Below are 25,876 nucleotides of genomic sequence, written 5' to 3'. Positions count from 1 at the left end.
CGTGCCGGAGGCTTGAGGCACTTCATTGTGCATCTGGAGAAGCGGGAGGGACGCGATCCTCCGGGGAGAAAGAACATGATCATGACGGACACGAGCACCATCCGCCGCGCAATGCTGGCGGGCACAGCCCTTGCGGGCATCACGCTGGGTATTCTGGCGACACCCGCTTCGGCACAGGACGCCCAGGCTACAGCCACCACGGCCAGCCCTGAGACCGGCGAGATCGTCGTCACTGCCCAGCGCCGTGAGCAGAAGGCCAACGATGTTGGCATCGCGGTGAGCGTTCTTGGCGCCAAGGACATCAAGGCGCTCAACATCACCAACGCAACCGACGTGGTGCGCGCGATCCCGAACCTGAAGTTCAACGCCTATGGCTCGAGCCAGGTGGTCTACAATATCCGCGGCGTCTCGCAGAACGACTATGGCGACCAGCAGGAACCGCCGGTCGCGGTCTATCAGGATGACAGTTACACATCGTCGATCACCACGGCGAGCTTCCCGGTGTTCGACCTCGCGCGGGTGGAAGCGCTACGGGGGCCTCAAGGCACGCTCTTCGGCCGCAATGCGACAGGCGGCGCTGTGCAGTTCATCTCGGCCCAGCCGACCGACAAGCTCGACGGCTACCTTTCTGCGATCTACGGCCGGTTCAATCAGACCATTCTTGAAGGCGCGCTGTCCGGCCCGCTTTCGAACACGCTGACGGCGCGCATTTCGGGCCAATACTCGCGTGATGACGGCTGGCTCAAGAATATCACGCCGGGTCAGCCGGATCGCGGCGCAGACAACCACTGGGCCATGCGCGCCATCCTGAAGTGGGAGCCGAGCAGCGACTTCAAGGCCAAGCTGACCCTTCGTTACACCCAGGCGGACAAGGAACGTCAGGCCGGCGTCTACACGTTGGCCCCGGCTTGCCCCAATGCGCAGTTCCAGGGCGAGTTTCTTGGCGAGAACGAGGCCTGCGCCTACTGGGGCACCGTTGGCACCACCGGCAGCGGCTACAAGAATCCCTCGATCACCCCCTCTCAGGGTGGCAATCCATGGCGGACGGCGGGCACGGGTGACGCCTATGTCGATCGCAAGGTATTCGGCGCCTCATTGCGGCTCGATGCCAAGCTCGGCGTTTTCGACGTGACCTCGGTCACCGACTACACCTACCTCAAGAAGTTCTACATCGAGAGCGGCGACGGCCAGCCCGAACTGCCTTATGTGGAGTTTCTGCCTCCTCGCGCCCCGGGGCCGTGCCCTGCACCGGCGCAGAGCGTGACGTGCTATGAGTCCGGCACGGTGTTCTATCAGCGTGCGCAGACCAACCAGTACACGCAGGAACTGCGCGGAGCGGCGACGTTCGGGCAGAACTACCTCACCGTCGGCGCGTTCGGCATGATTATCGACGGCAAGTTCCGCGCGAAATACGCCACGCCCTTCGACGGCTATGATCCGCGCGTGCGCTTCACGCAGCGCACCGAGAGCTTCGCGTTCTTCGCGCAGGACGAATTCAAGATCAATGATCAGTTCAAGCTGATCGGCGGTATCCGCTATTGGCACGACAAGAAGCGCGGCGACTACACTGCGGAATCGCCGGTCGGTCCCTATGCGCTATCGCTGCATTTCGGGCCGGATGACATTTCCTACAACGATGTCAGCCCCGGTACGGCCACCACGCCGACAAGCTGGAGCTACAAGAGCGGCTTGCCCTCCGGCGTAACCGTCACGCCTGATGCTGCACAGCCGAGCTTCAGCGGCGTGACCGCGCGTGCGGAAATCGATTACAAGCCGAACGCGGATACGCTTGTCTATCTGAGCTATAACCGCGGTTCGAAATCGGGCGGGTTCACGTTCTCGACCGGCACCCCATTCCCGGCGCAGCTCATCGATACGATCAACAATATCCCTTATCGGCCAGAAACGCTCAACGCCTACGAATTTGGTGTGAAGGCCAAGCTGCCGGGGAACACGCAGTTCAATCTTGCCGCGTTCTACTATGATTACAAGAACTACCAGGCCTTCGTGCAGGTGTTTGCAGCCCAGGTGGTCCGCAATCTTCCGGCCAAGATCAAGGGCATCGAGGCCGATATCACGAGCCGCCCGATCCCTGGCCTGACGCTGCAGCTTTCGGGCGCGTTGCAGGACAGCGAAGTCAAGAACGTGCTGCTGCCTGATGGCGTGACGGTGAAGACCAGCAACCTTCCGCAGGCGCCAGGCTTCTCCGGCAATGCGTTGGTGCGCTACGAGTTCGACACCGGGATCGGCCGTGCCTCGCTTCAGGCGGATGCGCTCTATACCGGCAAGTTCTGCTACTCGGTGATGTGCGCGCCGGTCGAGCGGGAGAAGCCGTACCATGTCGAGAATGTCCGCATTGGCCTCACTCCAGCGAACTCGAACGTCGATCTGGCTGTGTTCGTCAACAATGTGTTCGAGCGCGCATACCGCAGCTACGCCTTCGACGGCTCGGCCTACTGGGGTGACGTCCTGACCGTTTACGGCAAGCCGCGCACCTGGGGCATCAATGCGGTGTGGCACTTCGGAAAGTAAGTAGAAGAGGAACCCCTTCGTCTGGCTTCGCGAGCCATCTCCCCCTGTATGCCTGTTGCAGAAATGGGGAGGTGGCCTGCCGCAGGCAGATCGGAGGGGTATTCCTATCCATCAGGAACAGCGCCAATCCATGACCGAGACCTTCCAGACGATCAATCCGGCGACCGGCGAAGTGCTGGCAACGCTGCCCATTGCCGGAAAGGCCGAGGTCGATGCTGCCGTTGCCAAAGCAGCGGCCGCGCAGAAGGAATGGGCAAAGCGCACTGGCACCGAACGGGGCCGCATCCTGCGCCGTGCAGCGGACTTGCTGCGTGAACGCAATGACGAGCTGGCCGCGCTGGAGACGCGCGATACCGGCAAGCCGATCCAGGAGACGCTGGTTGTCGATGTCGTCTCGGGCGCGGATTGTCTTGAGTTCTTTGCAGGCATCGCTCCGACAATTGCCGGTGAGCACCTCGATCTGGGCCCCGCTGCGTTCGGCTATACCCGGCGTGAGCCTCTGGGCGTTTGCGCGGGCATCGGCGCATGGAACTACCCCATCCAGATCGCCTGCTGGAAGTCTGCGCCCGCTCTCGCCTGTGGCAATGCGATTATCTTCAAGCCTTCGGAACTGACTCCGCTCACCGCAATCGAGGTGGAGAAGATCTACCGCGAGGCGGGGCTGCCCGACGGGTTGTTTCAGGTGCTGCACGGTTTTGGCGAAACGGGTGCGCTGCTGACCGAGCATCCCGGCATCGCCAAGATTTCGCTCACCGGGAGCGTGCCGACGGGCAAGCGGATCATGGCGGGTGCCGCCGCGACGCTGAAGAACGTGACGCTGGAACTGGGCGGCAAATCGCCGCTGATCATCTTTGCCGATGCCGATATCGAGAACGCGGTCTCGGGCGCGCATTTGGCCAACTTCTACTCGGCGGGCGAAGTCTGCTCTAACGGCACGCGGGTTTTCGTGGAGCGCAGCATTCTGCCGCAGTTCCTCGCCAGCCTGAAGGCGCGTACCGAGCGGATCAAGCTGGGCGATCCGATCGACCCGGCAACGCAGATGGGTTCGCTGATCTCGGAAGGCCACCTCAACAAGGTCATGGGCTATATCGAGACGGGCAAGGCCGAAGGCGCAGAAGTCCTGACCGGCGGCCACCGCGTCACCGACGGTGTTCCGGCCGCGGGTTTTTACGTTGCGCCGACTGTGTTTACCGGATGCACCGATGACATGACCGTGGTGCGGGAGGAAATCTTCGGACCCGTGATGACCGTGCTGCCGTTCGACAGTGAGGACGAGGTGATCGCCCGCGCGAACGACACCGAATTCGGGCTGGCGGCAGGGATCTTCACGCAGGACCTGACCCGCGCGCACCGCGTGATTGCGGCGCTCGATGCCGGGTCGTGCTGGATCAACACGTTCAATATCTGTCCGGTCGAGATGCCGTTCGGCGGGTTCAAGCAGTCCGGCCTCGGGTTCGAGAACAGCCGCGAGGCGATCCACCACTTTACGCGCCTGAAGAGCGTCTATGTCGCGATGGAGCCCATCGATGCCCCTTACTGACGGGGAGTTCGACTACATCATCGTCGGCGCGGGATCGGCCGGCTGCGTGCTGGCGGACCGGCTTTCGGCGGATGGCAAGCACAAGGTGCTCGTGCTGGAGTTCGGTGGATCGGACCAGTCGATCTACATCCAGATGCCAAGCGCGCTCGCCATCCCGATGAACACCACGCGCTGGAACTGGCACTACGAGAGCGAGCCCGAGCCGGGGCTCGATGGGCGCGTGCTGCACACTCCGCGGGGCAAGGGACTCGGCGGCTCGTCCTCGATAAACGGCCTTGTCTACATTCGCGGTAATCCGCTGGATTTCGAACGCTGGGAAGAGGAAGGCGCGCGGGGGTGGAACTACGCCTCGGTGCTCCCGTACTTCAAGCGGGCGGAACGGCGCGACGAGGGCGGCGATGAATATCGCGGCAGCGATGGCCCGCTCGATACGCGCTACGGCACGCTCGAGAACCCGCTCAACCAGGCGTGGCTCGATGCGGCGAGCCAAGCGGGCTATGCGCTCACCGACGACGTCAACGGCTACCGGCAGGAAGGCTTCGGCCGGATGGACATGACCGTCCGTAACGGTGAGCGCTGCAGCGCGGCCAAGGCCTATCTGCGCCCGGCCATGCGTCGGTCGAACCTGACGGTGCTGCAACACACGCTTGCCACGCGGGTGGTAATGGAAGGCAAGCGCGCCGTCGGCGTGGAGATTGAGCGCTATGGCAAGCGGTCGATCGTGAAGGCGGGGCGCGAGGTGATCCTCGCTGGCGGGCCGATCAATTCACCGCAGCTGCTGAAACTTTCCGGGATCGGCCCGGCAGCAGAGCTGGCGCAGCATGGCATTGCGGTGGTGGCGGATCGTCCCGGGGTCGGTGCGAACCTACAGGACCACCTCGAGTTCTATTTCCAGATGGCCTGCACGCAGCCGGTCACGCTCTACAAGTACGCCAACCTCTTCGGCAAAGGGTTGGTCGGCGCGCGCTGGCTGTTCCTGAAATCGGGGCTTGGCGCGACCAACCACTTCGAGACCTGCGGCTTCATCCGCAGCAAGGCGGGCATCCGCTATCCGGATATCCAGTACCACTTCTTCCCGATGGCGGTGAGCTACGACGGCAATTCGCTGGCGAGCGAGCACGGCTTTCAGGCCCACGTCGGGCCGATGCGCTCAAAGAGCCGGGGTACGGTGACGCTGCGCAGCGCCGATCCGGCGGACAAGCCGGTCATCCGCTTCAACTACATGACGCATCCCGACGATATCGAGGAAATGCGCGCCTGTGTGCGGCTGACGCGCGAGATCTTCCAGCAGCCGGCCTTCGCGCCTTGGCGGGGGCGCGAGATCCAGCCTGGTGCGGACGTGACCAGCGACGAGGCGATCGACGCCTTCATTCGTCAGAAGGTCGAGAGCGCCTACCATCCTTCCTGCACCTGCAAGATGGGGGCGGTGAATGATCCCATGGCAGTGGTCGATCCGGAGCTGCGCGTGATCGGGGTTGAGGGTCTGCGCGTGGTCGACAGTTCGGTCATGCCTTCGGTGACGACCGGAAACCTCAATGCGCCGACGATCATGATCGGCGAGAAGGGGGCGGATCACATCCTCGGGCGTGAACTCCTCCCGCCCTCGAACGCGCCCTACTATGTCGCACCGAATTGGGAGACGTCTCAACGATGAGCGGAGCCGCGATCGCCGACGTCACCGGGGTCGAGGAGAACGGCGAGCTGCTGCGCTCGCTCGACTGGAAAGGCGCGTTCTGGGCCTCGTCCGGCGTGCCGGCGGGTGTGCTCCTCACCATCGGCGGAATCGCCACGATGATCGGCCAGCCGAGCTGGGTGATCTTCATCGCCTCGATCATGATGGGGTTCCTGCAGAGCTTCGTCTACGCCGAGATCGCTGGCCTCTATCCGCACAAGTCTGGCGGGGCCTCGGTCTATGGCGCGGCGGCATGGCTGCCCTATTCCAAATTCGTGGCGCCGATTTCTGTGTGGTGCAACTGGCTGGCGTGGTCACCGGTGCTGACCCTCGGCACCAGTCTGGCGGCGGGCTACATCATGGCGAGCCTGTTCGCGCCCGACAGCGCGATCAACACCTGGCACATCACGCTGCTCGATCTGGGCTTTATCCGCGACAAGCTGACGCTGCGCGTGAATGCCGTCTCGATCATCGGGACGGCGTTTCTGCTGCTGACCTTTGCCTTGCAGCATGGCGGTGCGGCCAAGGCGGCCAATGCGCAGAAGATCCTCGGCATCGCCTGCCTCGCGCCGCTGATTCTGGTCGGCTTCGTGCCGTTGATCACGGGGGACTTGCCGGCGCAGAACCTGTTTCCGATCCTGCCCTTGGTGCGCGATGCGGCGGGGCATGCGCATTTTGGCACCTGGGATGGCTATGGTCTGACCCTGATGGCCGCTGCGATGTTTGGCGCGGGCTGGTCGACTTACGGCTTCGAGACGGCGGTCTGCTATACCCGCGAGTTCAAGGACCCGGCGAAAGATACGCCGCGCGCGCTGATTGCCTCGGGCATTCTGTGCATCGTGATTTTTGCGCTGGTGCCGCTGGCGTTTCAGGCCTCTCTCGGACTCGAAGCGATGATGGACCCGCGCATCGGCGATGGCTCGGGCGTGGCGCTGGCGCTGGCGACCATCGTGACCAAGGGGCTGGGTGTGACGGCGGGTGGTGCAGTCATCGTCGCCAACTTGTTCATCGCGATGCTGATCCTCTCGCTGCTGCTCATCGTGATGACCTCGATGATGGGCTCCTCACGCACGCTCTATCAGGCGGCGGTCGATGGCTGGCTGCCGAAGTATCTGGCCCGCGTGAACAGCCACGGCGCACCGACCGCGGCGATGTGGACCGACCTTGCCTTCAACCTCGTGTTGCTGCTCGCCTCGGACTACTTCGCGGTGCTGATGATCAGCAACGTCTGCTACATGGCGTTCAATTTCCTCAACCTGCAATCGGGCTGGATCCACCGCATGGACCGCGCGGGCTGGGAGCGGCCCTTCCGCTGCCCGACGTGGCTGCTCGGGCTTGGCGCGCTGCTGGGTTTCGTCAACATGGCCTTCATGGGGGCGGGGGCGGATGTCTATGGCGCGGGGACGTTGCGCAATGGCCTCATCGGCGTGCTGCTGATCCTGCCGGTCTTTGCGTTCCGCCATTACGTGCAGGACAAGGGCGTGTTTCCGGCCGCCTTGTCAGAAGACTTTGCGGAAAGCCCCGCGGTGAAGCGCGCAGGCGTGCTTCCGTGGCTGGCGCTGGTGGGGGCGGCGGTTGTGGTTCTCGGGGCGCATAGCCTCGCCAGGTTGCCTGTGCCGGTGGGTTAGAAGACCCCCTCCGTCATGCGCTTCGCGCCCGCCACCGCGCCATTTTTCGCGCACGGACAAATGGGGACTTGGCCTGGCCTCGGAAGGACGGTGGTGTTTTTTACCTAATACCCAGCATTAGTCTTTGCGATAGCCGCAATGAGCGGTTCAGCCGCGCGGCCATGGCTGGCATATCGGACATCTGATATAGAAAAAGCGAAAGCCGAGGGCGAAATGAAGACGACAGCGCGGGTAGTGGTCATCGGCGGCGGTGTGGTGGGCGTGAGCACGCTCTATCACCTTGCCAAGCTGGGCTGGAGCGATTGCGTTCTGATCGAGCGCAAGGAGCTGACGTCGGGTTCGACCTGGCACGCGGCGGGCTTGCTGCCGCTGTTCAATCTCTCGTACTCGGTGGGCAAGCTGCACCAGTATTCGGTCGATCTCTACCCCTCGCTGGAGGCCGAGACCGAGCTCAATGTCGGCTTCTCCAATGTCTCAAACATCCGCCTCGCCACCACGCGCGACCGCATGGACGAGTACAGGTACTATGCCGGCGTCGCGAAGACGATCGGCGTCGAGGTCAATTTCCTGAGCCCGGACGAAGTCAAGGCGATCTGGCCGCTGGCGGACATGACCGGCGTAATCGGCGCGATCCAGCATCCGGCGGACGGCTACATCCAGCCTGCCGACCTCACCCAGGCGCTCGCCAAGGGTGCCCGCCAGCGCGGCGCGACGATCTACCGCAATACGACCGTGACCGGCATCACCCAGAAGGCCAATGGCGAATGGGTGGTGACGACCGATCAGGGCGAGATCACCTGCGAGCACGTCGTCTCCGCCACCGGCAGCTTCGCGCGCCAGACGGGCGAGATGGTCGGGCTCGATATTCCTGTAGTGCCGGTCGAGCACCAGTATATCGTCACCGAGCAACACCCCGACATCATGGCGCGGCGCAAGGCGGGCCTCCCGGAAATGGGGGTGCTGCGCGAGAGCGATGCCAGCTGGTACATGCGCGAGGAAGCCGGCGGCCTGCTGCTCGGGCCCTACGAAGTCGGCGCGCCCGCGTGCTACGTGAAGGGCCCGGCGGCCAACAGCGAGTACGAGCTGTTCCCCGATGCGCTGGAGCGTCTCGAGCCGTACATCCTCTCGGCCATTGCGCGCGTGCCCGCGTTCGGCGAAGTCGGCGTCAAGAAGGTCTATAACGGCGCGATTGCCTATACGCCCGATGGTTCGCCCATCGTTGGCCCGGCATGGGACAAGAAGAACTTCTGGCTCAACGAAGGCCACTCCTTCGGCATTACCGCCGCAGGCGGCGCGGGCTGGCAGCTGGCGCAGTGGATCGTCGAGGGCGAGCCGAGCATCGATATGATGGGCGTCGATCCCCGCCGTTTCGGCGACTATGCGGGTGAGGGCTACCTCATCGAGAAGAACGAGGAAGCCTACGCCAAGGTCTTCACCGTGCACTACCCGGACGAGGAGCGCGAGGCCGCGCGTCCGCTGCGCCGCACGCCATGCTATGACCGGATGAAGGCGCTTGGCGCGGTGTTCGGCAGCGTGTTCGGTTGGGAACGCCCCAACTGGTTCGCGCCGGAAGGCTACGAGCTCACCGAGGCGGAGCTTGACAAGCCCGACGTGATCCTGAACCACAATCACCCCGATGTGCCGGGCGAGCCGATCCGCGAGAAGTGGTCGTTCCGCCGTTCGAACTACTTCGAGCATGTCGGAAACGAATGCCGCCACGTTTCCGAGCATGTCGGCATTCAGGATATGTCGGCGTTCGCCAAGTGCATGATCACCGGCCCCGGCGCGGAAGACTGGCTCAACGGCCTGCTCTCCAATGTGGTGCCGAAGAAGATCGGCCGCGTCACGCTCTCCTACCTGCTGACCGATGCAGGCGGAGTGCGCGCCGAGTTCACCGTCTACAAGAAGGGCCCGCAGGCTTACTACCTCGTCTCGGCGGGAGCGCTGGAGCGGCATGACCAGGACTATCTGCTGAAGGCCCTGCCGACCGACGGTTCGGTGCGCTTCGAGCGGCTGACGACGGCGATGGGCGTGCTGGTCGTGGCGGGTCCGAAGTCGCGCGCGGTGCTGCAGAAGTTGACCGGCAGCGATCTTTCGAACGCGGCGTTCCCCTGGCTCACCGGCCAGTCGGTTTCGCTCGGCAGCGCCAAGGTCGATCTGCTGCGGGTGAACTTCATCGGCGAGCTGGGCTTTGAAATCCATCACCCGATCGAGATGCAGAACTACCTGTTCGACAAGATCATGGCGGCGGGCGCGGAGTTCCAGATCAAGCCCTTCGGTATCCGCGCGATGACTGCGATGGCGATCGAGAAGAGCTACAAGCTGATCCCGCGCGAGCTTTCGATCGAATATGCCGCACTTGAGTCCGGGCTCGACCGCTTCGTCAGCTTCAAGAAGCCCGCGTTCAAGGGCCGCGAGGGGCTGCTGGCGCGCAAGGAAGCCGGCCTCAAGTGGCAGTTCGTGACGCTCGAGGTGATGGGCGTGACCGATGCCGACGCGCGCGGATCGGAAGCGATCTTCCGCGATGGCGTGCTGGTTGGCCGCGCGACCTCGGGCGGCTATGGCTGGCGCTGCGGCAAGAGCCTCGCGCTCGCGATGGTCGGGCCGGAACACGCTGCGGTCGGCACGGAACTGGAAATCGTGATCCTGGGCGAGCCGCACCGCGCGGTCATCATCCCGGATTCGCCGTTCGACCCGGACAACAACGCATTGCGGAGCTGATCCCATGATGCACTTTGACGCGATTGCCGAAAGCCTGAAGCAGGACAAGCCGGGCTTCACCTTGCCGCAGAAGCTCTACGTGAGCGAGGAAGCCTACAAGTTCGATACCGAGGTCATGCTCAAGTCGGTCTGGCTCTATGCCTGCACCGTGGCGCATGTGGAGAACCCGGGCGATCGCTTCCTGTTCGAACTAGGCGAGACTTCGGTAATCGTGGTGCGCAGCAAGGACGGCGCGATCAAAGCGTTCCACAATACATGCACCCACCGCGGCGCGAAACTGTGTGACGGCGCGGGGAAGTCGGCGCGTCTGGTGTGCCCCTATCATCAGTGGACCTTCGCGCTCGATGGCAAGCTGCTCGCCGCGCGCAACATGCCCGAAGAGTTCGACAAGGCAGACTACGGGCTCCGCCCGGTGGCGCTCGAGAACATCGGCGGGCTGATCTTCCTCTGCCTTTCTGACAATCCCCCGCCGATCGACCGGGTGAAGGCCGATATCGAAGAGCAGATCGCCATCTACGACATGACCAAGCTCAAGGTCGCGGTGCAGGATGACCTGATCGAGCCCGCCAACTGGAAGCTCGTGATGGAAAACAACCGCGAGTGTTATCACTGCGATGCGAGCCATCCCGAATTGCTGAAGTCCCTTTCGACCTATGGATTCGGGAAGGGGCTGCCCGAGGACGGCGAGAACGATGTCGTCGATGACGCCGCGTTCGACGCCATGCTCGAGGCGCAGCGCCAGCGCTGGATGGAGCTGGGCATCTTCCACGAGCTTGTCGAGTTCCCTGATGGCTGGTGGCATCGCGTTGCGCGCCTGCCGCTGGCGAACGGCGCGGTGACGCAGACGCTGGATGGGAAGCCCGCCTCGAAGAAGATGATCTGGCCTCACGGAGACAAGGAAGAAACCAGCCTGTCGATCTGGACCCAGCCCAATTCGTGGCACCACTTTTGCTGCGATCACGTCGTGACGTTCTCGCTCACCCCTCTGGGACCGGACAAGACGCTGCTGCGGACCACCTGGCTCGTGCACGAAGATGCAGTTGAAGGCGTCGACTACGACCCCGAAAACCTTGCAGCGGTGTGGCGCGCGACCAATGCGCAGGACAGCCATCTTTCGGCCGTTAACCACGCCGGCATCAAGGGCGATGGCTATCGCCCCGGCATGTATTCGGTCGAGGAGAAACTGGTGGACGCGTTCAAGGCCTTCTACGTCGAGCGCAGCCGCGCCGCGCTTGGGGTATGACAACGATGAAGCGGTTTTCCGGTTTCAACCTGATCGGCGAGGCGTTCCGCAGCCATCAGGGCTGGCCCGAGCATTGGCCCGACAAGGCGCCCAAGGCGAGCTACGATGCGATCATCGTTGGCGCGGGCGGGCACGGGCTTGGCGCGGCCTATTACCTTGCGAAGAAGTACGGCATCACCAATGTTGCCTTGATCGAGAAGGGCTGGCTGGGCGGCGGCAACACCGGGCGCAACACCACGATCATCCGCTCGAACTACCTCTACGACGAGAGCGCGCATCTCTACGATCATGCGGTGAAGCTGTGGGACGGGCTCAGCCAGGAGCTCAACTACAACATCATGTATTCCAAGCGCGGCGTGCTCATGCTCGCGCACAATGTGCATGATGTGCAGAGCTTCAAGCGGCATATCCATGCCAACCGGCTTAACGGCGTCGACAACGAATGGCTGACCCCGGAAGAGTGCAAGGCCTATTGCCCGCCGCTCGATATCTCGCCGCGCACGCGCCATCCGGTGCTGGGCGGCGCGCTGCAGCGGCGCGGCGGCACGGCGCGGCATGACAGCGTGGCCTGGGGCTATGCGCGCGCGGCTTCGGCACTGGGCGTCGATATCATCCAGAACTGCGCGGTGACGGGCATTCGCCGCGGCGCGGATGGCGCGATCGAAGGCGTCGAGACCGAACGTGGCTTCATCGCCTCGCGCCGGGTCGGCGTGTCGGCGGCGGGCAGCACCTCGCTGGTCATGAAGATGGCCGGGCTCGATTTCCCGCTCGAAAGCTATCCGCTGCAGGCGCTGGTTTCCGAGCCGGTGAAGCCGATCTTCCCATGCGTGGTCATGTCGAACACCGTGCATGCCTACATGAGCCAGTCCGATAAGGGCGAACTGGTGATCGGCGCGGGCACGGACCAGTACACCAGCTATTCGCAGCGCGGCGCGTTCCATATCGTGGAGCACACGCTGGCGGCGATTTGCGAGATCTTCCCGATCTTCACGCGGATGCGGATGCTGCGCACCTGGGGCGGCATCGTCGATGTGACGCCGGACCGTTCGCCGATCCTCGGCAAGACGCCGGTCAAGGGCCTCTACGTCAACTGCGGATGGGGCACCGGCGGGTTCAAGGCGACCCCGGGTGCGGGTGACCTGCTCGCCTATACCATGGCGCATGACGAGCCCCACAAGATCAACGCGCCCTATAATCTCGACCGGTTCCGCAATGGCCGGCTGATCGACGAGGCGGCCGCCGCCGCCGTCGCGCACTGAGGCACCATCCATGCTCTTGATTCACTGCCCCTACTGCGAAGAGGCGCGGCCCGAGGTCGAGTTTGCCTATGGCGGCGAGGCCCATATTGCGCGGCCGGTCGATCCTTCGACCTACTCCGACGAGCAGTGGGAGGAATTCCTCTACATCCGCAGCAATCCGCGCGGGCGGCACCACGAGCGGTGGCGGCACGCGCATGGCTGCGGGCGCTTCTTCAATGCGGTGCGCGATACGGTGACGGACGTCTTTGAAACAACCTACAAGGCCGGGGAGGCTCGCAAGTGACGGGTTTTCGTCTGGCGGATGGCGGCCGCATCGACCGCCGTACGAAGCGCAACTTCACCTTTGATGGCAAGGCCCGCTGGGGCTATGCCGGAGACAGTCTCGCCTCCGCACTCCTTGCGCAAGGCCAGATGCTGTTTGGGCGTTCGTTCAAGTATCACCGGCCGCGCGGCATCCTGGGTGCCGGCGTGGAAGAACCCAATGCGCTGGTGACGGTTGACCGCGGGCCCGGCCGCAAGACGCCCAACCTGCGCGCGCCATCGGTGGCGCTGCATGACGGGCTCGCCGCGACAAGTCAGAACCGCTTCCCCACGCTCAAGACCGACCTGATCGCGGTCAACAACATGCTCTCCGCGTTCTTCCCGGCGGGCTTTTACAACAAGACCTTCATGTGGCCGCGTGCCGCGTGGGAGAAGGTCTACGAGCCGATCATCCGCCGTCTGGCAGGGCTGGGCGACAGTCCGACGACGCGCGATCCCGATCACTACGACGCGACCTATGCGCATTGCGAGACGCTGGTTGTGGGCGCGGGGCCTGCGGGCATCGCGGCGGCGCTGGAGGCCGCGGCGAGTGGCGGGCGTGTATTCCTGATCGATGAGCAGGAAGAGATCGGCGGCGGCGCCTTGAGTGATCCGGCGCAGTGGGCGTGGCTGGCGGAGGCCTCGGCCAAGCTGGCGGCGATGGACAATGTGACGGTTCTGCCGCGCACGACCGCTATCGGCCACTATCACCAGAACTTCGTTGTCGCCGCGCAGCGGCTGACCGACCATCTGCCGGTGGACGAGGCCGAGGGGCCCCGCGAGAAGCTGTGGCGTATCCGTGCAGGCGAAGTCGTGCTCGCGATGGGTGCGATCGAGCGCCCACTGGTGTTCGAAGGCAATGACGTGCCCGGCGTGATGCTGGCGAGTGCAGCGAAGACCTTTGCGCTGCGCTACGGCGTCGCGGTGGGCCGCAAGCTCGTCGTGATGGCCTTGCATGACAGCGGTTGGCACGATGCGCTGGCACTTCACAAGGCGGGCGTGAATATTGCCGCGATCGTCGATCTGCGGCGCGAGATCGCTCCCGAACTCGCCGAGGCAGCGCGCGATGCGCGGATCGCCTGCTATCCGGGCTATGCGGTGACGGGCGTTTCCGGCGGCCAGGCGGTGAACGGCGTGACGGTTGCCTTGGCCGGCGTCGGCAAGGGCCAGAAGCTCGAATGCGATGCCGTGCTGATGGCGGGTGGCTGGACGCCCACAGTGCATCTGTGGAGCCACGCCAAGGGCACGCTGCGCTGGGATGAGAACTGGGGCGCCTATGTGCCCGACAAAACGCATGAAAACCTGCGCTGCGTGGGGGCATGCGCGGGCGATTGGGACTTCGGATCGGGTTTGGTTAGGGGCCTGCTGCCCGCACCCAAGCCGCTGCATGAAAGCAAGGCTTTCGTCGATTTCCAGAACGACGTGAAGGCGCGCGATATCGGCCTGGCCGTGCAGGAAGGCTTCCGCTCGATCGAGCATATCAAGCGCTACACCACCAACGGCATGGCGACCGATCAGGGCAAGACCTCCAACCTCAACGGCCTGCAGATCGCCTCGGGTGTGCTGCACCGGCCGGTGACGGACATCGGTCTCACCACCTTCCGTCCGCCCTATACACCGCAGAGCTTCGGCGCGATCCTCGGGCACCACAAGGAAGCGCTATTCCAGCCCCTGCGCAAGACGGGGATCGACGACTGGGCGGATGCCCACGGCGCGGTCTACGAGAACGTCGCGCAGTGGCGCCGTGCGCGCTATTTCCCGCAAGGGAGCGAGGACATGGACGCGGCGGTGGCGCGCGAGTGCCGCACGGTGCGTTCGGCGGTCGGCATTTTCGATGCCTCGACGCTCGGCAAGATCGAAGTCGTCGGGCCGGATGCGGCGGAGTTCCTCAACCGCATGTACACGAACCCGTGGAAGTCGCTTGAGCCGGGCCGCTGCCGCTATGGCCTGCTGCTGGGCGAACACGGCTTCATCATCGACGACGGCGTCTCGGCACGGCTTGCGCCCGACCGATTCCACCTGACGACGACGACCGGCGGCGCGGCGCGCGTGCTGAACATGATGGAGGACTACCTCCAGACCGAGTGGGCGGACCTCGACGTGTGGCTCACCAGCACGACCGAGCAGTGGTCTGTCATCGCTGTGCAGGGCCCCAAGGCGCGGCGCGTGATCGCGCCGCTGGTCGAAGGCATCGACCTTTCGCCCGAGGCCTTCCCGCATATGGCGGTGCGCGAGGGCAAGATCTGCGGCGTAGATACGCGCCTGTTCCGCGTGAGCTTCACCGGCGAACTGGGCTTCGAAGTGAACGTGCCGGCCGAGTATGGCCGCATGGTATGGGAAGCGATCTGGGCCGAAGGCGAAAAGCACGGCGCAGCCGCCTACGGCACCGAGACGATGCACGTCTTGCGCGCCGAGAAGGGCTTCATCATCGTCGGGCAGGATACCGACGGCACGGTAACGCCGGACGATGCGGGGCTGGGCTGGGCAGTCGGCAAGAAGAAGCCCGATTTCGTCGGCAAGCGCTCGCTGGCGCGGCCTGATATCGTGGCAGCGGGGCGCAAGCAGCTCGTGGGCCTGCTCACGGACGATCCGCAGGCGGTGCTGGAGGAAGGCGCGCAGATCGTGGCCGATCCCAACCAGCCTGTGCCGATGACGATGATCGGGCACGTCACGTCATCTTATCACAGCGCGACCATGGGCCGCTCCATCGCGATGGCGCTGGTGGCGGGCGGACGTGACCGGATGGGCGAGACGCTGCACATTCCGATGCCTGGCAAGACGATCAGCGCCAAAGTCGTCGCGCCGATGTTCTATGATCCGGAAGGGAGCCGCCTCAATGGTTGAGATCGCAGAAATCGCGGTTTCGGCGGCAGAGCTGAAGCTGGGCACCGAGCCGGTGCAGGGGGACGGCGTTCGCCTTGCGCATGCGGGTCCGAAGGCGCGCTACTCGCTGCGTGCGCGTGACGCGAAGGCGCTCGCGGACGTGATCGGCCGGGCGCTGCCGGGAAAGATCGGCGATACCGAAGGCGCAATCGCCTGTCTCGGGCCGGATGAGTGGTATGCGCTGCTGCCGGCGGGGACGGAAATGCCGCGCGGCGAAGGCCTTGCCGTCAGCGTGGTCGATGTTTCCTCGCGCGCGCTGGGGCTGGTGCTCGAAGGGCCGGGCGCACTCGCGGTTCTGTCGAGCGGCTGCCCGCTCGATCTGGCGAAGATGGGCGTGGGCCGCGCAACGCGCACGGTGTTCGAGACCGTCGAGATCCAGGTCTGGCGCGAGGGCGAGGAGCGCTGGCACGTCGAAGTCTGGCGCAGCTTCGCCACTTGGCTGTGGCACGCGTTTGTAGCGGCCATGCATGGTGCCAAATGAGTGATGCGGCGCTGAAAGATGCCCTCGCGGCGCTGGGGATCGGATGGTCGATCCTCGAGCACGAGGCGGTTTACACCGTCGAGGAAAGCCTTGCGATCCATGATGCGCTGCCGGGCGCGCATACCAAGAACCTGTTCCTCAAGGACAGCGGCGGGCAGTTCTGGCTGGTGACGGTGGAACATGCGCGCCGTGTGGACCTCAAGGCGCTGGCCGGCGCTATCGGTGCAAAAAAGCTGAGCTTCGGCAAGGCCGAGGACATGGAGCGATTGCTGGGCGTGACGCCGGGTTCGGTGACGCCGCTTGCAGCGCTGAACGATACCGGCGGCGCGGTGCGCGTGGTGCTCGATGCTGATCTCGCGGCAGCGGAGGCGGTGCACGTCCATCCCTTGCGCAACACCGCGACGGTCGGCCTGCCGGGCGCAGATCTCGTCCGCGCCTTGGCGGCATGGGGCCATGAGCCGCTGATCGCCACGATCCCTGAGCGCACGCCAGTCGATCCGGCATGACCGTCTCGACCTTCGAACTGTTCAAGATCGGCATCGGGCCTTCCAGCTCGCACACGGTCGGCCCGATGGTCGCGGCGCGGCGGTTCGGGTTGCTGCTGGAGGAGCGTGGACTGCTGGCCCGGACCGTGCGGGTCGAGGTCGATCTCTATGGCTCGCTGGCGCTGACGGGGAAGGGGCACGCCTCCGATACCGCCGTGCTGCTGGGGCTGATGGGCGAGACGCCGGCGGATGTCGATATCGACGCCGCGCCAGGCAGGATTGCAGCGGTGCATGAGACAGGGCAGATCGACCTGCTGGGCAAGCACCGCGTGCGCTTTGCCCCGGCGGATGATCTCCATTTTCACCAGCGCGAACGGCAGCCGTTCCACAGCAATGCGATGGCGCTGACGGCCTTCGGCGCTGATGATGCAGTGCTGCTGCGGCGGTTCTATTATTCGGTGGGCGGCGGCTTCGTGCTCGACGAGGACGAGGCCGGCCGCAATGCGCCAGCGGGCGATACTGCGCCGGTGCCATATCCCTTCACGACTGGTGATGAACTGGTCGCCATGGCGGGCGAGGCCGGGCTTTCGATTGCCGACCTGATGCTGGCGAACGAAACCGCTTTGCGGCCGCTGGCCGAAGTGGAGGCGGGGCTTGACCTGCTGGCTGATACCATGGCGGCCTGCATTGATCGCGGCACATCGCAAGGCGGCGTGCTGCCGGGCGGTTTGCGCGTGAAGCGCCGGGCGCAGGCGATTGCGGCGGAACTCGTTGCGCGCCAGCAGGCGGCGCTGAGTGATCCACTGGTGGTGCTCGACTGGATCAACCTCTGGGCCATGGCGGTCAACGAGGAGAACGCCGCCGGGGGCCGCGTGGTGACCGCGCCGACCAATGGCGCGGCGGGCATCATCCCGGCGGTTCTGCGCTATTACGAGCGCTGCTATCGCGGCGATACGGCCGGACGGCGGGTGTTCCTGCTGACGGCGGCCGCCATCGGCGCGCTGTACAAGCGCAATGCCTCGATCTCGGGTGCTGAGGTTGGCTGCCAGGGCGAAGTGGGCGTTGCCTGTTCGATGGCCGCGGCGGGGCTGACGGCGGTGCTGGGCGGGACCAATGCCCAGATCGAGAACGCCGCCGAGATCGGGATGGAGCACAATCTGGGGCTCACCTGCGATCCGGTGGGCGGCCTCGTGCAGATCCCCTGCATCGAGCGCAATGCCATGGGCGCGGTGAAAGCCATCGACGCCTCGCGCCTCGCGCTGCTGGGGGACGGCAATCACATGGTCAGCCTCGACAAGGTGATCGAGACGATGCGCCAGACCGGTTTCGACATGCGCGACAAGTACAAGGAAACCTCGCAGGGCGGGCTCGCAGTCAACGTCGTGGAGTGCTGATTCAAGGCCCATCGACAGACCGGTGCGCCGTTGATACGATCTAGGACAGGTGTTCAGGATCGGGGGTATCGACATGGCAGGCGCGCGGATCGGCAAAGGGCTCTGGGGCGGACTGATTGCGGCGGCCTTGGCGCTGCCGGCGAGCACGGCCTGGGGCAAGGAAGCGGTCGATCTCATTCTCCACCACGGTCAGGTCATCACCGTGGACCGCGCGTTTACTCTGAAGACGGCGGTGGCAGTGAAGGGCGAGCGGATCGTCGCGGTGGGCGGCGAGGAACTGCTCGAGGCCTATTCCGCGCCAAAGGTGATCGACCTTGCCGGCAAAACGCTGATGCCGGGCTTTATCGATACGCACCTGCACCCGAAGCCTGTCTCGCCCAACGACATTGCCGTGCAGGATGCAAAAAGCATTGTGGAAGTGCAGGCCATGCTGCGCGCCAAGGCAAAGGAATTGGGGCCGGGCAAGTGGATCACCGGCTATGGCTGGCAGGAATCGAACTTTGCCGAAAAGCGCAACCTGAGCCGCGGCGATCTCGATGCCGCCGCGCCGAACAATCCAGTGGCTCTGCTGCGCGCAGGCTCGCACTCGGCAGCCTACAATTCCGCCGCGTTCAAGATCGCCAAGGTGGACAAGAATACGCCCGAGCCGGCGACCGGGCTTATCGAACGCGGGCCGGACGGCGAGCCTAGTGGGATCATCCGCGAGCGCATGGATGTAGTCTCGAAGTTCATTCCCGATCCGGGCTGGGATGCGATGCGCGGGCCAACGATCACCTGGCTCAAGCAGATGCTCGCGCTTGGCATCACCAGCTTCCACGACGCCAGCGGCACTATCGACGACGAACCGGTGGGGAAGGGTGGTACGGATTCAAAGGACCTCGATCCGCTGTGGGGCCAGTCGAACATGACGTGGAAGCGTGCGCGGGAAATCTACGCCGCCATGGGCGATCAGTTGCCGCGCATAACGATGTACATCATTCATCCGGGTGCCGAGCGGCTCAAGGCGTTTCCCTATCACACCGGCTACGGCGACAATCACCTGCGGCTCGGCGCGATCGGCGAGAACGCGGTCGACGGCGGGTTCACCGGGCCGACGGCGTGGCTGCTGGCCGACTACAAGGGACAGCCGGGTTTTCGCGGCAAGGGCCGCTTCACCGATGCCGAACTGCAGGAGCTGGTCGACAGCGCGGCGAAGCTGGGCTGGCAGCTGGGCTTGCACTGCATTGGCGATGCGGCCATCGTCCAGACAATCAAGGCCTATCACAATGCGCTGAATGCAATCCCCGATCCAGTACACGGTCCCAATGACCGGCGCTGGTTCACCGATCACTTCACGATCATGCCGCCCGAGGACACGATGGCGACCATGGCGCAGGACCACGTGATGATCGCGCAGCAGCCGAACTTCCTCTACAATCTGGATGATCGCTATTCGGCGCTGCTCGATGACTGGCGGCTCACGCACAACAATGCGATCGCCACCCCGGTGAAGAAGTTCGGCCTGTTCATGGCCTTCTCGAGCGACAACCTGCCGATTGGTCCGCTGGTCGGGCTTTATGCCGCCACCACGCGCAAGGGGCCGAGCGGCGCGGTGCGCGGTGCCGAGGAGGCGGTATCGCGGCAAGAGGCGATCCGCATGTATACCGCCAACGGCGCCTACCTCTCGTGGGAGGAAAACGAGAAGGGCACGCTCGAGCCAGGCAAGCTGGCCGACATGATCGTGCTGCCGTTCGACCCGTTGACTGGGTCGGCGGAGACGTTCCTCACTGCAAAGGTGGACATGACGTTTGTAGGCGGAAAGCTCGTCTACCAGCGGCCAGTGAGTGGCAAAAAGGTCGCACTCGCCAAGTAATATCGGGTGGATAGGCCTGCGAAGGCCGTCAATATTGCAGTAATGGGGCAGATTCCGGGAATCGCCATGTATCTGACTCCGATCTTCGCCACCGGGGCGCCGAAACCCAAGGGCTTCGGAAAGCACAACGGCGATGATCGGCAAGATTCTGCGTAGCGGTTTTCTGGCAATGGTTCACCTGGCTTCGAGCATTTCGGTGGCAGCGGCCCCCGGATCGTTCGATGGTGAGCTCGAGCATGGCAAGTACATTGGTGCCCTGCAGCTGAAAGGCGAGGTATTCCACGTTCAGGGTCTGGCACTTGATCCTGCGCATGTCTGGGTTACCTCGGTTGATCACAGCGGGCACCGCGCTTTTCTCCACGTATTCGACCGCGCGACGGGGCACATCCTGCGGCGCCTCGATCTGACAGACGGCGCACGCTTTCATCCCGGCGGGCTTTCGCTTTCGGGCGGATCCCTATGGGTGCCGGTGGCAGAACTGCGGCCGAACAGCACGGCGGTGTTGCTGGAAATCGATACGGAGACGCTCACCGTGCGCCGCCGTATCGCCGTGGCCGACCACATCGGTTGCGTGGCAGCCGAGGGCACCAAGCTGATCGCGGGGAACTGGGACAGCCGAGAGCTCTACGTGTTCGATCTCCGGCGCGGGACGCAGCCGGTCGAGGTGGTGAAGAACCCCTCCCGCACGCATTTCCAGGATATGAAGTTTGTCAGCGGAAAGCTGGTTGCAGCCGGCAACACGAGTTGGCTGGCCGGAACACTCGACTGGATCGATCCGGCCACGATGCGCGTCACCCGCACGCTCAAGGCCGGTGCGATTGGCCCGGTGCGTCCATTCGGGAGGGGCGGTCCGGTGACGGGCGAGGGCATGGCGATCGAGGGCCGCGAGCTTTACGTGCTGCCCGAAGACGGCCCGAGCCGGGTATTCCACTACCGGCTCGACGCCTGAGCCAATCTCAATTTTCTATAGGGGCCGCGCAAAGGGCGCTTCCTGAGGCGGTGCCGGTTGGATAGGCATGGACAAACGCCAGAGCGCCCCGAGAGGAGACCCATGCAGCCCCCCTATATCCTTGCCATCGACCAGGGTACCACCTCAAGCCGCTGCATCGTGTTCGATGCGGCCGCGCGGCCGGTTGCGGTGGCACAGCGGGAGTTTCCCCAGCACTATCCCGCCTCAGGCTGGGTCGAGCATGATCTCGAGGATATCTGGTCCGATGTCGTGTCCGTGCTGCGCGAGGCGGTGGAGAAGGCGGCGATCGACGTCGCGGATATCGCGGCCATCGGCATCACCAACCAGCGCGAGACCGTGGCGGTGTGGGACCGCGCGAGCGGCAAGCCGATCCACCGCGCAATCGTGTGGCAGGATCGGCGCACTGCCGATACCTGCGCGAAGCTCAAGGCCGATGGGGCCGAATCGCTGTTTGCCGCAAAAACCGGCCTGCTGCTCGATCCCTATTTCTCGGGCACCAAGCTGGCGTGGATTCTCGACGAGGTGGCAGGCGCGCGGGGAGCTGCGGAGCGCGGTGAACTGGCCTTTGGCACGATCGACTGCTTCCTCCTTTCGCGACTGACGCGCGGCAAGGTCCATGCGACTGACCCGACCAATGCCTCGCGGACGCTGATGTTCGATATCGGCGCACAGCAGTGGGATGACGAACTTCTTCGGCTGCTGCGCGTGCCCGCCTCGGTCCTGCCCGAGGTGAAGGACAATGCCCATATCTATGGAACAAGCGATCCGGCGATCCTTGGCCGCGCGATCCCGATTGCAGGCATGGCGGGCGACCAGCAGGCGGCCTTGTTCGGGCAGGCCTGCTTCCGTCCCGGCATGACCAAATCGACCTACGGCACGGGCGCCTTTGCGCTGATGAACATCGGGAACAAGCCGATTCCCTCGCAGAAGCGCATGCTGACGACCGTGGGGTACCGGCTCAACGGCGAGACGACCTATGCGCTGGAAGGCGCGATCTTCGTGGCAGGCGCGGCGGTCAAGTGGCTCCGCGATGGCCTGCGGATCATCACCCATGCCTCCGACACGCACGACATGGCAGTGCGCGTGCCGGACAACCACGGTGTCTACATGGTCCCGGCCTTTGTGGGCCTTGGTGCGCCGCACTGGGACCCCGATGCGCGCGGATTGATCTGCGGTCTGACGCTCGATGCGGGGGCCGGGCACATCGCACGGGCGGCGCTGGAAGCGGTCGCCTACCAGACGCTCGACCTCATCAATGCCATGAAGGAAGATATCGCGCGCGAGCATGCCACGCCGGGCGATGCCGCGCTGCGCATAGATGGCGGCATGGCAGCGAACGACTGGCTGGGACAGTTCCTGTCCGACATTCTGGTGGCACCGGTCGAGCGGCCGGTCAGCGTGGAGACGACGGCGCTTGGCGCAGCGTTCCTGGCCGGGCTGGCAACCGGCGTATGGAGCGATCTGGCCGCGCTGGAGGCAACCTGGGCATCCGATCGGCGGTTCGATCCGAAGATGGATCCAGACCTGCGCGGAAGCCTTGTGGCGGGTTGGCACAAGGCGGTCGAACGAGCGCTCCTCTAGAGCAAGGCCGCTGCCTGGACGAGGTCTTCGGGCCGGTCGACATCGAGCGCCAGTGCGGGATCGAGCGGCACGGCCGGAGCGCCCTTCAGGCGTACCGCGCCGCCGCGGTCGCCATCCAGTGCGCTGAGCGCGGCGAAGTGTGCGGAGCCGAAGATTGCAGGCGGCATGGTGACACCGCCCGCCGATGTCGCGATGCGGTCGCCATTGAACGACCTTACGAGAGCCACGATGTGGAAAGGCGGCACTAGCGGCATGTCGGCAAGCGCGATGAGCACGGCCCGTGCGCCGCCCCTTGCGGCGGCTGCCACGCCCAGGGCAAGCGACCGCGCCTGCGGGGCGCCGGGCGGATCGAGGGGGACGAGCTGGTATCCGAGCTCTGCCAGATCCGGCACGTCGGGTCCGATCACGGCGAAGCGCGCCGCAAACGGCAGGTCGGTGAGCATTTCGGCGGCATGGAGCGCCAGCGGCCTGTCGCCTAGAGGTGTGATCAGTTTGGGGCCGCCGAAACGTGTCGATTGCCCCCCAGCCAGCAGGACCAGCGCAAGCCCTGCAAAGCCGCTGTCAGTTGCGGGTGGGGACATGCGAGGCAGGATCGTACCCCATGCGGCCCGGCGCGCGGCCGCTCCAGCCCGGCATGCCAGCGCAGGCCTGATAGTCCTGAACCAGTTCGCCAAGGATCGAGAGCGCAAGCGTTGCGGGGTCGCGTGTCGCGGGGATGAGCCCGATCCCGCCGCGCAGCGTGCCGATGCTTGCTTGCGGCATGCCGCTCGCGCGCAGACCTGCAAGACGGGCGCGGTGCGTGCGCGCGCTGCCGACAGCGCCATGGTAGAACCCGTCTTGCGCCAAGGCATGGGGGAGAAGCTGTTCTTCCCAATCGTGATCATGGAAGAGGAAGACAAACGCGGTCCACGGATCACCGACGAGCTCGGGCAAGGCGGTGCGACTGATCAATGCAACGACACCCGGTTCGGCAGAGGCCAGGCGGTCGTTTGCTGGGGCGTAGGCTTCGACGGCAATGCCGAACGCCCGAGCGAGGCGCACCAGCGCGGTGAGGTCTTCGCCATGCCCGAGTGCGACGAGGCGCAGTGGCGGCGCGTAGGCGCGCTGCGTGCCCTGCGCGCCGGGCGTGTCAGACCAGACTGCGCCGCTTTCGTTTAGGCGCAGCACACCGGCCTTGCGTGCCTCGAGCCGTGCCAGCAGCCGCGTAAGCACGGCAGAATCGGGGCGGGGCGTGAACAGCAGATCGATTCCGCCGCCGCAGGGAAGGCGGATATCCAGATAGGGCGAGCCAACGCCGTAGCGGACGGTGCGGCCGCGGCCCTTGGCGAGTACGTCGAGCGCCTCGGCAACCACCGCCGCTTCGATGCAGCCGCCCGAGAACGAACCGGCGCTGCGCCCATCGGCCAGAACGGCCATCTGGGCGCCAATCCCGCGCGAGGAGCCGCCTTCGATGCCGATCAGGGTGATGAGCACGCCTTCGATCCCGGCCTGCGCGCCTTCGACCAGCAGGCCGAGAATGCTGCGATCATCGTGCGCGATCATTGGGTGGAACCGGGGTATTGCAGGCGCAGCGAGGCTGGTGCCCGACACTTGGCGATGGCGACATTGGCGAGGCGAAGTCGCTCCGCCTTGAGGGACACGCTGGTCAGGGCGAACTGGCGCTCGTGCGCGACTTCAGGCCCTGTAAACGGCTTGGTGCCGGTCGGCACGCTCTTGCCGCCAAGCACGAAGACCACGTAATTCATCAGGTCTGCGAGCTGCGCGTTGTCGGTGATGCGGCTGTGCGCGACATTGGGCAGCCGCAGCAGATAGGCGCGCGATCCTGGCGTGCACATGAACCAGCCGACGCGGTCCTTGATCTCGGGAAGGTGGGCAGGGACGGTAGTGCCGCGCAGCCCGTGGCAGCCTGCGCAATTCTCGATGAAGTCGCTCTGCGCGAGTTCGGGATCGGCCATCATCGATCGGAGCTGCGCCGGGATGTCCGGCGAGTGGTTGTCCGGTTCGGCCGCTTGCAATCCGCCCAGCGAGAGCGCGGCGAGCAAGGTGGCGGCGGCAAGAAGGCTTGCACGGATCATCATCAACCGCCTCATAGCCCCACTTGCCGCGCCGCGAAACCCCTCAGGCCGTGCCGACGAGGACAGCGGTCGAGCAGTGGTATTCCATGCTCGTCGTGCCGAAGCACCAGATCACGTCGTTGTTGAGCTGCGGCACGTAGAGCTGCGTCTCACGGTCGGTGCCATCGCAATCGCACTTGTTGCAGTAGGACTTGCCGCAGCAATCGCGGTACGCGATCAGATAGGCGCGGCCGTCATCGGGGTTGATGCAGGTGCCAACCCACGAAACCGGCGAGTGCTCCGCCCCCGGCGGGCAGCGGTTCACCGCGCCGCCACAGCACGAGCAGAGCGAGCCATCGATGGCGCAGTAGCGCCAGTAATCGCACTTGGTGTCATCCTTGCTCTGCGCGTTGCGGGCAAAGGTGGTCTTCGCTTCGGGCGAGCGGTCCGGCTTGGCCGCACTGGCCCGGCTAACCGGCAGGACCGGAAAGACGGGTGCGGCCACCAGGGCAAGGCCAAGCCGGGCGAGAATGCCGCGGCGCGAGGTGCCGCCGGCAAAGCGGCGGAGCAGCTTTTCGCCCATGGCGTCGGGATTGAAGGTCTTCATGAGCTTGTCCCCTAAAAAGCAGAGAAACGATTTGCGCTGGAACCGTGATTGGTGATTGGAGCCAAGGCGATCAATTGACCACGGCCTTGAGCTTGCCGATGTAGTCCTGAACCGAACGGATCCCCATTTCGTGGGCGATCACCAGGCTTTCGAGATGCTCGCGGCTGTTGACGAGGCCCTTGGAAAGGATCGTCCCGTGCTCGTCCATCAGGACGGCATAGGGCAGCTTGGCCACTTCGTAGGCCTGACCAACCTCGGGGCCGTTGATGAACGGGTAGCCGCCAAGGCTGTGTTCGGCAATCATCTGGCGCTGCGCGGCAACGTCGTCGTCACCGATGAATACGAGTTGGACCCGCTCGTCCCGCGCGAAGGACTTGGCCATCGGGATTAGGTTCTTGCACAGCGGGCATGAGGGCGAGACGAACATCAGGAGCCGCAGTGGCACGCCGTGGAGATGGCCGCCGACGGTGGTCTGCGTACCGTCGAGCGTGGTGGCGGGGATCGCGGCAGCCGCGCTGCCGACTGCCGGGCCGGCGGAGGTCGTCAGCGCACCTGCGGGAGCGACGCGCATGTGCAGCACCCCGACCTGACGGGCCAGCGCGAGAAGCGCCACGCCGAGCAGGAGGATGACAATCCACGACAGGACCGTCGAGACGAGCAGGGCTTGCAACATT

General features: G+C 64.8%; 20 protein-coding genes. 15 read left to right on the top strand and 5 right to left on the bottom strand.

Annotated features, from left to right (window positions below):
- Positions 1-81 precede the first annotated feature (81 nt).
- The 15 genes from AQZ52_RS13165 to glpK all read left to right on the top strand — a co-directional run bounded on the left by AQZ52_RS13165 (position 82) and on the right by glpK (position 22,541).
- Positions 82-2,532 carry a TonB-dependent receptor gene (locus tag AQZ52_RS13165; protein WP_067912188.1) on the top strand — a complete coding sequence of 817 codons (2,451 nt, stop codon included), beginning with the start codon at positions 82-84 and terminating at the stop codon, positions 2,530-2,532.
- A gap of 130 nt (positions 2,533-2,662) precedes the next feature.
- Positions 2,663-4,072: a betaine-aldehyde dehydrogenase gene (betB, locus tag AQZ52_RS13160; RefSeq protein WP_067911518.1), complete on the top strand. Its 1,410-nt coding sequence runs from the start codon at positions 2,663-2,665 to the stop codon at positions 4,070-4,072.
- Complete coding sequence (gene betA / locus AQZ52_RS13155) at positions 4,059-5,726, top strand: choline dehydrogenase (RefSeq protein ID WP_067911515.1); 1,668 nt, start codon at positions 4,059-4,061, stop codon at positions 5,724-5,726. Before betB ends, betA begins: the two co-directional genes overlap by 14 nt.
- The gene (locus AQZ52_RS13150; protein ID WP_067911512.1) at positions 5,723-7,372 is read left to right on the top strand and encodes a trimethylamine N-oxide permease; all 1,650 of its coding nucleotides are present in this window, start codon (positions 5,723-5,725) and stop codon (positions 7,370-7,372) included. Before betA ends, AQZ52_RS13150 begins: the two co-directional genes overlap by 4 nt.
- Positions 7,373-7,585: 213 nt before the next feature.
- Positions 7,586-10,093, top strand: a complete 2,508-nt coding sequence (locus AQZ52_RS13145) for a GcvT family protein (protein ID WP_067911509.1) — start codon at positions 7,586-7,588, stop codon at positions 10,091-10,093.
- A 4-nt stretch (positions 10,094-10,097) separates the two neighbouring features.
- On the top strand, positions 10,098-11,336 hold the full coding sequence (locus AQZ52_RS13140; RefSeq protein WP_067911506.1) for an aromatic ring-hydroxylating oxygenase subunit alpha: 1,239 nt from the start codon (positions 10,098-10,100) through the stop codon (positions 11,334-11,336).
- Between the two features lie 5 nt (positions 11,337-11,341).
- Positions 11,342-12,595 carry a sarcosine oxidase subunit beta family protein gene (locus AQZ52_RS13135; protein ID WP_067912185.1) on the top strand — a complete coding sequence of 418 codons (1,254 nt, stop codon included), beginning with the start codon at positions 11,342-11,344 and terminating at the stop codon, positions 12,593-12,595.
- Positions 12,596-12,605: 10 nt separating this feature from the next.
- Positions 12,606-12,878 (top strand): sarcosine oxidase subunit delta, encoded by a 273-nt coding sequence (locus AQZ52_RS13130; protein WP_067911503.1) that lies wholly within the window; start codon positions 12,606-12,608, stop codon positions 12,876-12,878.
- Positions 12,875-15,739: a glycine cleavage T C-terminal barrel domain-containing protein gene (locus AQZ52_RS13125; RefSeq protein WP_067911499.1), complete on the top strand. Its 2,865-nt coding sequence runs from the start codon at positions 12,875-12,877 to the stop codon at positions 15,737-15,739. Before AQZ52_RS13130 ends, AQZ52_RS13125 begins: the two co-directional genes overlap by 4 nt.
- Positions 15,732-16,259 carry a sarcosine oxidase subunit gamma gene (locus AQZ52_RS13120; RefSeq protein ID WP_067911496.1) on the top strand — a complete coding sequence of 176 codons (528 nt, stop codon included), beginning with the start codon at positions 15,732-15,734 and terminating at the stop codon, positions 16,257-16,259. Before AQZ52_RS13125 ends, AQZ52_RS13120 begins: the two co-directional genes overlap by 8 nt.
- Positions 16,256-16,765: a prolyl-tRNA synthetase associated domain-containing protein gene (locus AQZ52_RS13115; RefSeq protein ID WP_067911493.1), complete on the top strand. Its 510-nt coding sequence runs from the start codon at positions 16,256-16,258 to the stop codon at positions 16,763-16,765. Before AQZ52_RS13120 ends, AQZ52_RS13115 begins: the two co-directional genes overlap by 4 nt.
- The gene (locus tag AQZ52_RS13110; RefSeq protein ID WP_067911490.1) at positions 16,762-18,138 is read left to right on the top strand and encodes an L-serine ammonia-lyase; all 1,377 of its coding nucleotides are present in this window, start codon (positions 16,762-16,764) and stop codon (positions 18,136-18,138) included. The genes AQZ52_RS13115 and AQZ52_RS13110 overlap by 4 nt, the downstream gene beginning before the upstream one ends.
- Positions 18,139-18,211: 73 nt before the next feature.
- Positions 18,212-19,990 carry an amidohydrolase gene (locus AQZ52_RS13105; RefSeq protein ID WP_067911487.1) on the top strand — a complete coding sequence of 593 codons (1,779 nt, stop codon included), beginning with the start codon at positions 18,212-18,214 and terminating at the stop codon, positions 19,988-19,990.
- A 133-nt stretch (positions 19,991-20,123) separates the two neighbouring features.
- The gene (locus tag AQZ52_RS13100; RefSeq protein ID WP_067911484.1) at positions 20,124-20,939 is read left to right on the top strand and encodes a DUF6454 family protein; all 816 of its coding nucleotides are present in this window, start codon (positions 20,124-20,126) and stop codon (positions 20,937-20,939) included.
- Between the two features lie 102 nt (positions 20,940-21,041).
- Positions 21,042-22,541, top strand: coding sequence for a glycerol kinase GlpK (glpK, locus tag AQZ52_RS13095; protein ID WP_067911481.1), 1,500 nt, complete (start codon positions 21,042-21,044; stop codon positions 22,539-22,541).
- Here the strand turns inward: glpK and AQZ52_RS13090 are convergent.
- From AQZ52_RS13090 to AQZ52_RS13070, 5 genes are all read right to left on the bottom strand, one after another.
- Entirely contained in the window at positions 22,538-23,122 is a 585-nt protein-coding gene (locus AQZ52_RS13090) for an NTP transferase domain-containing protein (protein WP_067911478.1), read from the bottom strand. The two genes, glpK and AQZ52_RS13090, sit on opposite strands and share 4 nt — an antisense overlap.
- Positions 23,103-24,083, bottom strand: a complete 981-nt coding sequence (locus tag AQZ52_RS13085; protein WP_082697937.1) for an XdhC family protein — start codon at positions 24,081-24,083, stop codon at positions 23,103-23,105. The genes AQZ52_RS13090 and AQZ52_RS13085 overlap by 20 nt, the downstream gene beginning before the upstream one ends.
- On the bottom strand, positions 24,080-24,619 hold the full coding sequence (locus tag AQZ52_RS13080; RefSeq protein ID WP_240481626.1) for a cytochrome c family protein: 540 nt from the start codon (positions 24,617-24,619) through the stop codon (positions 24,080-24,082). The genes AQZ52_RS13085 and AQZ52_RS13080 overlap by 4 nt, the downstream gene beginning before the upstream one ends.
- Before the next feature lie 40 nt (positions 24,620-24,659).
- Positions 24,660-25,202: a methylamine dehydrogenase light chain gene (locus tag AQZ52_RS13075; protein ID WP_054120490.1), complete on the bottom strand. Its 543-nt coding sequence runs from the start codon at positions 25,200-25,202 to the stop codon at positions 24,660-24,662.
- A 70-nt stretch (positions 25,203-25,272) separates the two neighbouring features.
- Positions 25,273-25,875 carry a thioredoxin domain-containing protein gene (locus tag AQZ52_RS13070; RefSeq protein ID WP_067911472.1) on the bottom strand — a complete coding sequence of 201 codons (603 nt, stop codon included), beginning with the start codon at positions 25,873-25,875 and terminating at the stop codon, positions 25,273-25,275.
- Position 25,876: the final 1 nt, after the last annotated feature.

Origin of the sequence: Novosphingobium fuchskuhlense, from assembly GCF_001519075.1 — a bacterium.
Lineage (GTDB): Bacteria > Pseudomonadota > Alphaproteobacteria > Sphingomonadales > Sphingomonadaceae > Novosphingobium > Novosphingobium fuchskuhlense.
The sequence above is the reverse complement of the archived record's forward strand: the minus strand, read 5'-3'. Positions and strand labels throughout refer to the sequence as shown.

Bases quoted from the DNA above. Each gene is read 5' to 3' on its own strand.
- AQZ52_RS13090 (WP_067911478.1), bottom strand. From the start codon at position 23,122: ATGTCCCCACCCGCAACTGACAGCGGCTTTGCAGGGCTTGCGCTGGTC.
- AQZ52_RS13085 (WP_082697937.1), bottom strand. From the start codon at position 24,083: ATGATCGCGCACGATGATCGCAGCATTCTCGGCCTGCTGGTCGAAGGC.
- AQZ52_RS13105 (WP_067911487.1), top strand. From the start codon at position 18,212: ATGGCAGGCGCGCGGATCGGCAAAGGGCTCTGGGGCGGACTGATTGCG.
- AQZ52_RS13075 (WP_054120490.1), bottom strand. From the start codon at position 25,202: ATGAAGACCTTCAATCCCGACGCCATGGGCGAAAAGCTGCTCCGCCGC.
- AQZ52_RS13145 (WP_067911509.1), top strand. From the start codon at position 7,586: ATGAAGACGACAGCGCGGGTAGTGGTCATCGGCGGCGGTGTGGTGGGC.
- AQZ52_RS13165 (WP_067912188.1), top strand. From the start codon at position 82: ATGACGGACACGAGCACCATCCGCCGCGCAATGCTGGCGGGCACAGCC.
- AQZ52_RS13100 (WP_067911484.1), top strand. From the start codon at position 20,124: ATGATCGGCAAGATTCTGCGTAGCGGTTTTCTGGCAATGGTTCACCTG.
- glpK (WP_067911481.1), top strand. From the start codon at position 21,042: ATGCAGCCCCCCTATATCCTTGCCATCGACCAGGGTACCACCTCAAGC.
- AQZ52_RS13070 (WP_067911472.1), bottom strand. From the start codon at position 25,875: ATGTTGCAAGCCCTGCTCGTCTCGACGGTCCTGTCGTGGATTGTCATC.
- AQZ52_RS13115 (WP_067911493.1), top strand. From the start codon at position 16,256: ATGAGTGATGCGGCGCTGAAAGATGCCCTCGCGGCGCTGGGGATCGGA.
- AQZ52_RS13130 (WP_067911503.1), top strand. From the start codon at position 12,606: ATGCTCTTGATTCACTGCCCCTACTGCGAAGAGGCGCGGCCCGAGGTC.
- betA (WP_067911515.1), top strand. From the start codon at position 4,059: ATGCCCCTTACTGACGGGGAGTTCGACTACATCATCGTCGGCGCGGGA.
- AQZ52_RS13120 (WP_067911496.1), top strand. From the start codon at position 15,732: ATGGTTGAGATCGCAGAAATCGCGGTTTCGGCGGCAGAGCTGAAGCTG.
- AQZ52_RS13135 (WP_067912185.1), top strand. From the start codon at position 11,342: ATGAAGCGGTTTTCCGGTTTCAACCTGATCGGCGAGGCGTTCCGCAGC.
- betB (WP_067911518.1), top strand. From the start codon at position 2,663: ATGACCGAGACCTTCCAGACGATCAATCCGGCGACCGGCGAAGTGCTG.
- AQZ52_RS13110 (WP_067911490.1), top strand. From the start codon at position 16,762: ATGACCGTCTCGACCTTCGAACTGTTCAAGATCGGCATCGGGCCTTCC.
- AQZ52_RS13150 (WP_067911512.1), top strand. From the start codon at position 5,723: ATGAGCGGAGCCGCGATCGCCGACGTCACCGGGGTCGAGGAGAACGGC.
- AQZ52_RS13080 (WP_240481626.1), bottom strand. From the start codon at position 24,619: ATGATGATCCGTGCAAGCCTTCTTGCCGCCGCCACCTTGCTCGCCGCG.
- AQZ52_RS13140 (WP_067911506.1), top strand. From the start codon at position 10,098: ATGATGCACTTTGACGCGATTGCCGAAAGCCTGAAGCAGGACAAGCCG.